Raw genomic sequence first — 10348 nt, forward strand, 5'->3', positions numbered from 1 at the left:
CAAGCCAGGTCGTGCGCGGCGCCGCGGCCTCGGGATCGACGATGAGGGCGGACCCGATCTTGACCACCAGCAGCCGCGCGCCGCCGGGATCGGGCAGCCGGGGCTCATTGCCGCCGCTCGCGGATCATCCGCAGGGTTTCGCGCAGCACCGCGTCCACGCCCTGATGCGCGACGGCGGAAATGACCATCACCTTGCTGCCCGACGCGCGTTCGAGCGCCGAGCGCCGACCGGCGATCTGGTGCGGCGTCATCGCATCCATCTTGTTCAGCACGATCAGCTCGGGCTTGTGCGCCAGCCCGCCGCCATAGGCTTCCAGCTCGCCGCGGATCGTCCGCCACGCATCCACCACGTCGCCGGCCGCCCCGTCGATCAGGTGGATCAGCGCGGCGCAGCGTTCGACATGGCCGAGAAAGCGGTCGCCCAGCCCGGCGCCGTCATGCGCGCCCTCGATCAGGCCGGGAATGTCGGCGAGGACGAATTCCTCGGTCATCGACAGCCGGACCACGCCGAGTTGCGGGTGCAGCGTGGTGAACGGATAATCGGCGATCTTGGGCCGCGCCGCCGAGGCGACCGAGAGAAAGGTCGATTTCCCGGCATTGGGCAGCCCGACCAGCCCGGCATCGGCAATCAGCTTCAGGCGCAGCCAGACCCAGCGCTCCTCGCCCGGCCAGCCGGCATCGGCGCGACGCGGCGCACGGTTGGTCGAGGTCTTGAACATCGCGTTGCCATACCCGCCATCGCCGCCGCGCAGCAGCACGATGCGCTTGCCCGGCGCATCCAGATCGGCGAGCAGGGTCTCGCGGTCGTCATCGAGAATCTGCGTGCCGACCGGCACCTTGATCACCACCGGCGGCGCGGCGGCGCCGGTGCGGTCCGACCCGGCGCCGTTACCGCCCTTACGGGCCCGGAAATGCTGGGTATAGCGGAAGTCGATCAGCGTATTGAGGTTCTCGACCGCCTCGAACACGATGTCGCCGCCACGGCCGCCATTGCCGCCATCCGGCCCACCGAACTCGATATATTTTTCGCGCCGGAACGCGACGACACCGTTGCCGCCATCTCCCGAACGCACATAAATCTTCGCCTGGTCGAGGAACTTCATGAGTGCAGATACGCAAAAGGCCGGCACCGGCCGGCCTTCGCGTCTTTCATACCGGAAACAGGTTACTCCGCGGCGATCGGCAGCTTCTCGACCGACACATGCACGCGGCCCTCGGCCCGGCGGGAGAACTTCACCCGCCCGTCGACGAGCGCGAAGATCGTGTGGTCGCGGCCGACGCCGACATTGGCGCCAGGCTTCACCTTGGTGCCGCGCTGGCGGATGATGATGTTGCCGGCGATCACCTGCTCGTCACCGAACTTCTTGACGCCGAGGCGGCGGCCTTCGGAATCGCGACCGTTGCGCGACGAGCCACCGGCTTTCTTGTGTGCCATGGGATATCCCTCCGATCAGGCGGCGTTGATGCCGGACACGCGCAGCACGGTCACTTTCTGGCGGTGGCCGTTCTTGCGGCGGCTGTTCTGCCGGCGGCGCTTCTTGAAGATGATGACCGTATCGAGCTTGTCCTGCGCGATCACCGTGGCGGTGACGGAGGCACCCTCGACAACCGGCTTGCCCAGGGTCACGCCCTGTTCACCGCCGATGGCGAGAACATCGGTGAAGGTCACGGTGCTGCCGGCCTCGGCCTCGAGTTTCTCGACCTTCAGCACCGCGTCCGGCACGACGCGATATTGTTTTCCGCCGGTGCGGATGACTGCAAACATCGATCTGGTCCAATTCTATCTGCAACGCCGCGCGGCGGACAAAGAAAAGAAGCGCGAAACCCTGCGGCTTCGCGCGATTGCGGGGTTATAGCGCGCTCCATCCCGCTGTCAATCGACTTGCCCGGCCAATCGGCATCGATATGCACCGCCACTGTTGCCTAGTCAGCGCCATCATGCGTATAACGCCGCCCGACCGCGGAGAGGTGCCAGAGTGGTCGATTGGGACGGTCTCGAAAACCGTTGTGCCTTCACGGGTACCGTGGGTTCGAATCCCACCCTCTCCGCCACCGCCACGAATTACCAGATATTATAGCGTATGAAAACCGGCTGATTCCCGCCGGTTTTTGGCGTTTTGCTGTTGCACCCTGACTCATCCCGTTGGCATGGTATCCCACACGTCGTGTGGTAAACTAGTGTGGGATAAGATTGGGCAAGCTTTCAGCCTCTTCCGTGAAGGCCGCAAAGGAGCCGGGGCGCTATGGCGACGGCGACGGCCTGTACCTTGTTATAAGCCCTCGGGGCGGGAAGTCCTGGGTTTGCCGGGTGCAGAAGGATGGCAAGCGCCGGGACGTTGGCCTGGGGAGTGCAAAGAAGGTGTCCCTGGCCTTGGCCCGCGAGCGCGCCACCAAGGTGAGGACGCAGGTCGAGGTGGGACTTGATCCCGTTGCCGAGCGGCGGAAAGAGGCAGGGATACCCACCTTCAAGGAAGCAGCTGCTCTGGTGTTTGCCGAGCACAAGGCGAGCTGGCGGAATCAAAAGCACCGGGCGCAGTGGCTATCCACCCTTGAGACATACGCGTTCCCGATGCTTGGCGACCTATCGGTTGCCGTGATTGACGGCCACCACGTCCGGGATGCCGTGATTTCCATTTGGCTCGAAAAGCCGGAGACGGCGCGGCGCGTGCGTCAGAGGATCAACACGGTCATCGATTGGGCGATCGGCAAGGGATACCGGACAACGCCCCTGCCGATTGCGGCAATGAATAAGTCGATGCCCAAGGTTAAGGCCAAGGGGGTGCATCATACGGCCATGCCCTATGCCGATGTTCCGGCGTTCGTTGCCAAACTCAATGAGCGGGATACGATGGGACGGCTTGCTCTTGAGACGCTGATCCTCACCGCAACCAGGTCCGGCGAGATTCGCGGCGCGACTTGGGGCGAAATTGATCTCGACAATGCCCTGTGGACAATCCCCGCCGAGCGGATGAAGGCCGGCAAGGAGCATGTCGTCCCACTGTCATCCGCTGCCCTGGACGTGATCCGGCGGGCGCTGGGCTACAGAGAGGCGCGGAGCGAGTTGGTGTTTCCCGGCCAGCGCGGCGGTAAGCCGCTGTCCGACATGACGCTGACCAAGATTTGCCGCGACATGGAGGTTCCCGCCGTGCCGCATGGTTTTCGTTCATCCTTCCGGGATTGGGTGGCCGAGGAAACGGATTTTGATGGCGACATAGCCGAAATGGCCCTTGCCCATGCCATCGGGAATAAGGTTGAGGCAGCTTATCGACGGGGCAATCTTCTGGAGAAGAGGAAGGCGCTCATGGAGGCGTGGGGGCAATATTGCGTCACAAGTCAGAAAAGAGAGGGCCGTGACTAAAATCAAGACTGAAAAGTTGAGCCACTTCGCGGCGCAGCGTTTAGTGCCCGAAGACATAGAAGAAGGTGAGCGCCAAATAACGGCTTTTGCCAAAAAACTCTATTGGCGGTTTTTTGTAATCGATGTGACGTGTAACATCCTATCTGCACTTGCCTTGGTAGCTCTTGGCATAGAGCTTTGGTGGCTTTCGTTGCAGCCGCACAACTATAAAGCGTTTGCTCCCTTTCTTTGGGAAATGACTTTTTTAGCTCTCTGCGTGTTTTTCTGGTTTGGACCAGGGGTATTCCAAAGACGCAAGCGCTTTTTCGTCAACCGACCCTACGATACGATTCTGCCACTCGCCATTGAAGAATTGCTCGCTGAGCTGGCATCAGGACAAATCAAGACCATCATGCCCGCAAAACAGGGCGCTGTCAGTATTTCGGCCTTGCAAAATACTGAAGGGATGCTTTTTGACACCACACTGAACCCCAATGATTTTAAAAACAGGTATGCACCCGTCCTGCTTTCCTCTGAAGTAAAATATTATCCTGGTGCAAAAATACCAAAAATATCTCCAATCCGTCCAATTTATGTTGTGACTATCCCTGCCAAAGAAGCCAATTCTACCGACGAACCTGAGACACAGGCCATAACTGTGGCTACCACTAATCTGTCCGAGCCTACCATTGAAAAAACTGGCCTGGAGAATCTGGATGCGACTGGTAACGCCAGTGAATACACTGCTGACAAAAAAGAAAATGTCATTAGGCATTGGCGATCCTTGGTCCCTCCGGAGCAGAGGACAGCTTTTTGCGAAACATTTGCTGCGGAGGGGGGCTGGAAGGGCGATGATGCCAAAAAGATAATCATCGCATTGCAAGCCGTTTTTTCGTATGACGGTAAAATGAAGCCGCGAGTGGGCAGAGAAACTCTTCCGCCCCTGATTGGTGCTGCTGTTGCGGCACTTCGACGCGCCATGGAAGATGGCCAAATCGAGACGCTTTGGTTATCCGACGCTCACAGGCCCGATCCAAGTTCATCGCTTGAAAAAATGCTTGGTGACACCAAAGACCACAAGTACACCCAAATTAGAATAAAAACATTCAAAATTTTAGGGATACGCGGAAGCTAATGGCGCCGATAACCGCATGATATAAAACCGTTACTGGTTACTGAAGAATTTTTTGATACCAGTAATCAGTAAGCTTTCGCGGATCAGGCACAACGTCTCGTAAAGGCTGGTGGCACGCCATAGCTCAGGATGCCACAAGATGAACCGAGATACTTTTCCCAGCGTTCTCCTGACGATTGAGGACGTGATGCGGCTGACAGGTTACAAAAGCCGCTCCAGCATTTACCGCCTTGTGCACCGGTCTGTTTGCCCGCCCCCAGTGGTCATAGGCGGCGGCCGAGTGCGGTGGCGCGCCGGTGAAATTGAGCGCTGGCTCCAGGAACTTCCTACCCGAATCTATCCGTAGCTGCCAGCGCGCGGCCCGGGCCTCTTGAACGGCCGGGTTGTCGCTCCCTCAGTTCTCTTCCCATCATTTCCTCACCCCCGAATTCGCGCCACGTGCGTGGAAAGGATACCCCCGTGCCTTTTTTCCAAGATGCCGCTGGCATCATGAATGGCTGGTGGTGTGCGTGCCATCTGACCGGACCGCACCTCAGCCAAATCCCCCCGTTCTCGCCCACATTTGATACCCGGCACCGAAATGTAGGAGCCTGCCCGACCCGCAGACAATGCCAGGCCATCACGACCATGCCAGCCGCACGATTGGCGGGAGGTTTTGGCCTCGATGCTTCGCATCGGACCAAGGAAAATAGAACACACCCCACGCACTGGCCTGCGGCGAACCGCCTGGGTTTTTCGCAGGTGCGATCCGGGTGCGCCGTACTTGCCCGTTGTGTATCCCGCGCCATTCCTGGGCAAACCGCGAATACGCGCCGGATGCGGGGGAAGGACGGGCCGTGAAACACGTTCAGCACTCCGTGCGCCTCCCTTTGGCACTCGATAAGGCGCTACGGCAGGCCGCTCAGAGCCGTCAAACGACCACTTACGCCCTGTTGCAGCAATGCGTGCGAGCCGGAATGGCCTCGCTCTCAGGCGAGCAAGCCACGCCGCAACTCACCACCGAGATCGCCCAGGAGATCGATGCAATCAGCGCCCGGCTGGCCCATGTCGAGCGGCTGACCGAGCGCACGTTGTTTGTGGCTTGCGCCGCTTACGTCTTTGCCCGCGCCGCCGCCGGTTCCCGTACCGATGAAACCACCCTCACCGCCGAAATCAACGCCGCCTTCGCGCGGCAGCTCAACCATGCAGGAGAAATATAATGTCGAACACAAAGAACCGCCGCGCTCATGCCGAAGCCTTGCGGGCCCGCGCGCGTGCCGATGGCCATGCCCAATTCCGCTTCGCCGCCGGGGCGCTCCTGGCCAGCGCCATGGCGGGGGCGCTTGCTGTGGGCGGAATCACCACCAGCGCCGAGCAAGCACAGGAGGCGGGCAAATATGCCATCGCCGATTTGAGCAGTTTTCTTTTGGCTGATGTGCCCGCTGATCCGCTGGTGGTCATCACCTGGCAGGGGCAGGCGGGGCGGACCGGCGTGAAGGAGTGGGCAGCCTTTCTGCCCTTGCGCGACGAGGCGATCGACTTTGCCGAACGCGCGGGCCTGGGCGGGCTTCTTGGTCTGGGTTTGGGCACTGCCGGTTTGTGGCTTACCGCAGACCGCCGCCGCCGCAAGCAAGAGGAGTTACTGGCCGACCGGGTCATCGCGGGCACTCGCGTTGTCAGCGAAGCGGACCTCGCACGCATGACCGCAACCGAGAGTAGCGGCTACGCCTTGCGGCTAGGCAGTGTTGCCATCCCATCGGGCCTTCAAAAACGTCATTTTGCTTTGGCGGGAACGACCGGGGCGGGCAAAACCACGGCCCTGCGCCAGCTCCTGGACACAATCGAGGCGCGAGGGGAGGCCGCGTTGGTGTACGACACGAGCGGCGACTTCATCGAGAACTATTATACCCCGGAACGGGGTGACGTAATTTTGAGCCCGTTCGACAAGCGCGGGGCGTTTTGGGACCTCTTTGCGGAATTGAAGCATCCCGCCGACGCTGCCCGGATTGCCCGTTACCTCATCAACGAAACGGGTGACCGCGACAAAGATGTCTGGTTGGAAGCCGCGCGCAATCTCGTGGCCAACATCCTGCGCACACTCTGGCAGGAGGGACGGTGCACGCTTCAGGCCTTGCTGGACGCCCTGCAATCTATGCCACGCGAGGAGTTGGAGCCATGGCTGGCCCATACCTCCTCGGCGCGCGCCTTTGAAAAAGACGCTGAGCGTGCCACGGCCAGCGTGCTGTTTATGTTGGCCAAGGCCGTCAATATGCTGATGTTCCTGCGGGCAGCGCCACGAGAGGGGGAGGCATCCTTTTCTTTTGCTGATTTCTTCGTCGGGATCGACCAGCATGAAGGCAGAAAACCCTGGATATTCGTGCCCAGGCAGGAGGATTACTTTGAGGCGGTCAAGCCCCTGATGGCGTTGTGGCTGGAATGCGCCTCCTCCGCCGTCCTGGGGCTCGCCCCCTCTTCTACGCGCAGCTTGTCATTCGTCCTGGACGAGCTGGCGGACCTTCCACGGGTCGATAATCTGGCCCGGCTGCTGCCCGAGGGGCGTAAGTTTGGGGCAAGCGTCATTCTTACTTTCCAGGCTATCGGCCGGATGTGGGAGCGATATGGCAGAGAAGGGGGGGAAGCTCTGCTCGGTTGCTGCAATACCAAACTCTTCCTGCAACTGGTTGACCAGGCCAGCCGGGAATGGGCGTCCGAGACCATCGGCAGCGTCGAGGTGGAAATTTCCACCATCTCTGAAACATTCGACCCCAAGACCGGCAGGCCGCAGCGGACATTGAGCGCCACGCGCCAGGTACGGGCCGCCGTGCTGGAGAGCGAGCTGCGTCTACCCAAGCATACCGCTTATCTGTTGCTGCCCGATGGCTTCCCGGTGGCGAAGATCAAGCTGACCGATGACCATATCCATGCGCGTGGCCCGGCCCGTCATCCCCGCTTTATACCGGCAGACATATCGGGAACGCTCTGGGGCTCCACGCAACCCAGGCGCGGGAATGGCGGTGCCGTGCCCGAGACCGTACCCGAGACCCCGACCGGGCCGGGGCCGGTGTGATGGTTGCCACCATATCGGCGCTGACCAGCGCGGCCCAGGCCGCCAACTACTATGAGGCCGACGATTACTACGCCGAGGGGGGTCTTGCCCCCTCGGAATGGCTCGGGGAAGGCGCGCAAGCACTGAAGCTGACCGGCGCCGTCGACCATGAGCAGTTTGCCCAATTGCTGGCGGGCCATGTCGCGGGCCAGGAGTTGGGCACGATGCGCGAAGGTCAGTGGGAACACCGGCCAGGCTGGGATGTCACATTCAGCGCGCCCAAATCCGTTTCGATCATGGCGGAGGTGGCGGGCGACCGCCGCCTCATCGCGGCGCACGAACGGGCGGTGAAAACCGCGCTGGAACTGGCGGAGCAGCATTTTTCCGCCACCCGCATCCGGGAGGATGGCAGCATCCGGCGGGAGGCGACCGGAAATCTGGTTATCGCCTCCTTCCGGCACGGCACCAGCCGGGCGCTTGATCCGCAGCTTCATACTCATAATGTCATCCTCAACATGACGATGGATGAGGCCGGGCAATGGCGCAGCCTGGAGCCGCGTGCGTTCTATCAGATGCAAAAGCAGATGGGGGCGATCTACCGCCAGGAGCTGGCAGCCGGGGTGCAACGCCTCGGATATGCGATTGAACGCGGCAAGGAATCGACCTTCGAGATTGCCGGCATCGGCGAGGCAACGCTGGTGGCGTTCAGCCAGCGCAGCGCGGCTATTGAGGCCCGGCTTGCCGAGCGGGGCAAAAGCCGGGCCGAGGCCAGCGCCGCCGAGAAGCAGATCGCCGCGTTGGATACACGGCTGGCCAAAGAGGCCGTGCCTCATGCCGAGCTGATTGGCGCGTGGCGTGAGGCCGCCGATGCTGCCGGGTGGGATGAACACGCGCGGCGGGGCTTGGTTGCCCAGGCCGGGGCGCGGGCTGAAGCCATCGCCCTTGGCGCTGACCAAACTTTTGCCCGCGAGCTGGCGGCTGACCGGGCCGTTACGCAGGGTGCGGCGATGTTGGGCGAGCGCCAATCCGTGTTTTCCACCACCGCCTTGCATGAGGCGGCGGGGCGGTTTGGCATGGGGCGCGTCGGGCATGATGACATCGCCGCCGCCATGACGCGCGCCGAGAAGATCGGCGCCCTGCAATCGCGCCAATGCCTCGACCGGCGGGGCGTGGCTTTCAAGGGCTTTACCACCGCCGCCAATATCGCCAACGAGACTACGATGTTGCGGCTGGAGGAGCAGTCCCGCCAGCAGGTGGCGCCGATCCTCTCTCCCGTCGCGGCCGCCCGTGCTGTTGCTGAGGCAGAGAGGCGCAGCGCCATGCGGGGGCATGGTTGGACCGATGAGCAAAAGGTGGCGGCGGGGCAAGTCCTCACCAACCGCAACCGCGTCATCGGTTTGCAAGGTGCGGCGGGCACCGCCAAGACTTCCACGGTCTTGGCTACCATTGCGCGGGAGGCCGAGGCGCGTGGCATTCAGGTGACAGCGCTCGCCCCCACGGCATCGGCGGCGCAGGTTTTGGGCGAGGCGCTGGATGCCCGTGCCGACACGCTGGCCCGGCATTTATTGGCGCCGGGCCGCCCCACGGTGAAAGAGCGGCTCTGGATCGTTGATGAGGCATCGCTGATCTCAACAGCCGATGCCGCCAAGCTGCTGGGTTTGGCTGAATCTCACCGGGCGCGGGTGCTGCTGGTGGGCGACACCGCGCAGCTTGGCTCCGTTGAGGCAGGTGCTGCCTTTACCCAGCTACAGGGTGCTGGCATGGAAACCGCCCGCCTCACCCATATCCTACGCCAGACCAACGAGCAGGCTAAAGCAGCGGTGGAGGCCAGCTTGGCGGGCGATGCGAGGAAGGCCCTGGCCGCGCTGGACGCGGGCGGTGGCCATGTCATCGAATGCGGCACCCGCGAGGCCCGCTTTGGCCAGATCGCCCAGGATTACGCCATGTTGGATGCCAAGGAGAGGCGCAAGGCCCTGGTGATCGAGCCATCCCGCGAGGGACGTGATACGCTGACCCAGGAAATCCGCCATGCCCTTGCCGAGCGTGGCCAGCTTCACGGCCCGGCGATTACCGCGCCAAGGCTTGTCTCCAAAGACATGACCCGCGCCGAGGCGAAGGACGCGCACAGCTACGCCATCGGCGACATGATCCGCTTTGCCAAGGATTATGCCGACAAAGGCGTTTCAAAGGCGCAGGCCTATCGCGTGGCGGGCATCGAAACTGCCAAAGCGGCGGTTACGCTCACCGATCAGAACGGCAGAGCCATTGACTGGCGGCTGCGCCAATGGGGGGCCTCGCATGTCCAAGCCTTTACCGCTGAGACAATCGAGCTGCGGGCGGGGGACAAGATGCAGTTCACCCGCAATGACCGCGCCTTGGGGCGGGTTAACGGCCAGCAAGCCGAGATTACCGCCATTGACCCCAGCACGCGTAGCGCCACCCTCCGGCTGGCCAGGGGCAAGGTTGAGACTTTGAAGCTCGATGACCCGCGTAACCAGCATATTGCGCATAGCTATGTTGCCACCGCCTTTGCCGCCCAGGGCCGCACCGCCGAGCGCACCTTCATCCATGCCGAGAGCGCCGCCACGCATCTGATCGACCAGAAAAGCTTCTACGTGGGCCTCTCGCGCGCCAAGGAAACCACCGCCCTCTATACCGATGACCGCGCCAAGCTGGTTGCCGCCATTCAGGAGCGCAGCGGCGTGAAGCAAACGGCGCTGGCTTCCATATTGTCCCCCATGGCCGCCCTGACGAACGCCGTCTCCCCTCAGAAAAGCAACGGCAAGCAGCAGGAAATAAAAGGCGGCATGTCGCTCTAACCTCCCGCTCGCCCTGATCCGGAGCCTACTTG

9 protein-coding genes and 1 tRNA gene are annotated in these 10348 nt (G+C 62.1%); 7 read left to right on the plus strand and 3 right to left on the minus strand.

All coding sequences use genetic code 11. The annotated features are described in order from the left end of the window. Nucleotides 1-104 precede the first annotated feature (104 nt). The 3 genes from obgE to rplU form a co-directional block, all read right to left on the minus strand. Complete coding sequence (gene obgE, locus ACIDOCELLA78_RS000000110645; RefSeq protein ID WP_201727915.1) at nt 105-1103, minus strand: GTPase ObgE; 999 nt, start codon at nt 1101-1103, stop codon at nt 105-107. Between the two features lie 62 nt (nt 1104-1165). Continuing rightward, the gene (gene rpmA, locus ACIDOCELLA78_RS000000110650; RefSeq protein WP_201727916.1) at nt 1166-1435 is read right to left on the minus strand and encodes a 50S ribosomal protein L27; all 270 of its coding nucleotides are present in this window, start codon (nt 1433-1435) and stop codon (nt 1166-1168) included. 15 nt (nt 1436-1450) lie between these two features. Beyond that, nucleotides 1451-1765 (minus strand): 50S ribosomal protein L21, encoded by a 315-nt coding sequence (gene rplU, locus ACIDOCELLA78_RS000000110655; protein WP_201727917.1) that lies wholly within the window; start codon nt 1763-1765, stop codon nt 1451-1453. A gap of 197 nt (nt 1766-1962) precedes the next feature. On the opposite strand from rplU, the gene ACIDOCELLA78_RS000000110660 reads away from it, so the two are divergent. From ACIDOCELLA78_RS000000110660 to mobF, 7 genes are all read left to right on the plus strand, one after another. Next, a tRNA-Ser gene (locus tag ACIDOCELLA78_RS000000110660) sits at nt 1963-2052 on the plus strand. A gap of 139 nt (nt 2053-2191) precedes the next feature. Then, complete coding sequence (locus tag ACIDOCELLA78_RS000000110665) at nt 2192-3358, plus strand: site-specific integrase (RefSeq protein ID WP_201727918.1); 1167 nt, start codon at nt 2192-2194, stop codon at nt 3356-3358. Then, nucleotides 3351-4472 carry a hypothetical protein gene (locus ACIDOCELLA78_RS000000110670; RefSeq protein WP_201729555.1) on the plus strand — a complete coding sequence of 374 codons (1122 nt, stop codon included), beginning with the start codon at nt 3351-3353 and terminating at the stop codon, nt 4470-4472. Before ACIDOCELLA78_RS000000110665 ends, ACIDOCELLA78_RS000000110670 begins: the two co-directional genes overlap by 8 nt. Before the next feature lie 139 nt (nt 4473-4611). After that, nucleotides 4612-4818 carry an AlpA family transcriptional regulator gene (locus ACIDOCELLA78_RS000000110675; protein WP_201729556.1) on the plus strand — a complete coding sequence of 69 codons (207 nt, stop codon included), beginning with the start codon at nt 4612-4614 and terminating at the stop codon, nt 4816-4818. A gap of 490 nt (nt 4819-5308) precedes the next feature. Beyond that, nucleotides 5309-5671 (plus strand): hypothetical protein, encoded by a 363-nt coding sequence (locus tag ACIDOCELLA78_RS000000110680; protein ID WP_249676546.1) that lies wholly within the window; start codon nt 5309-5311, stop codon nt 5669-5671. Next, entirely contained in the window at nt 5671-7518 is a 1848-nt protein-coding gene (locus ACIDOCELLA78_RS000000110685; protein ID WP_201729557.1) for a type IV secretion system DNA-binding domain-containing protein, read from the plus strand. Before ACIDOCELLA78_RS000000110680 ends, ACIDOCELLA78_RS000000110685 begins: the two co-directional genes overlap by 1 nt. After that, complete coding sequence (mobF, locus tag ACIDOCELLA78_RS000000110690) at nt 7518-10316, plus strand: MobF family relaxase (RefSeq protein WP_201729558.1); 2799 nt, start codon at nt 7518-7520, stop codon at nt 10314-10316. Before ACIDOCELLA78_RS000000110685 ends, mobF begins: the two co-directional genes overlap by 1 nt. Nucleotides 10317-10348 lie beyond the last annotated feature (32 nt).

It is taken from the genome of Acidocella sp. C78, assembly GCF_907164655.1.

Excerpts from the sequence above, each read along its gene's own strand:
- ACIDOCELLA78_RS000000110675 (WP_201729556.1), top strand. The coding sequence starts at position 4,612 with ATGAACCGAGATACTTTTCCCAGCGTTCTCCTGACGATTGAGGACGTG.
- obgE (WP_201727915.1), bottom strand. The coding sequence starts at position 1,103 with ATGAAGTTCCTCGACCAGGCGAAGATTTATGTGCGTTCGGGAGATGGC.
- rplU (WP_201727917.1), bottom strand. The coding sequence starts at position 1,765 with ATGTTTGCAGTCATCCGCACCGGCGGAAAACAATATCGCGTCGTGCCG.
- mobF (WP_201729558.1), top strand. The coding sequence starts at position 7,518 with ATGGTTGCCACCATATCGGCGCTGACCAGCGCGGCCCAGGCCGCCAAC.
- ACIDOCELLA78_RS000000110685 (WP_201729557.1), top strand. The coding sequence starts at position 5,671 with ATGTCGAACACAAAGAACCGCCGCGCTCATGCCGAAGCCTTGCGGGCC.
- rpmA (WP_201727916.1), bottom strand. The coding sequence starts at position 1,435 with ATGGCACACAAGAAAGCCGGTGGCTCGTCGCGCAACGGTCGCGATTCC.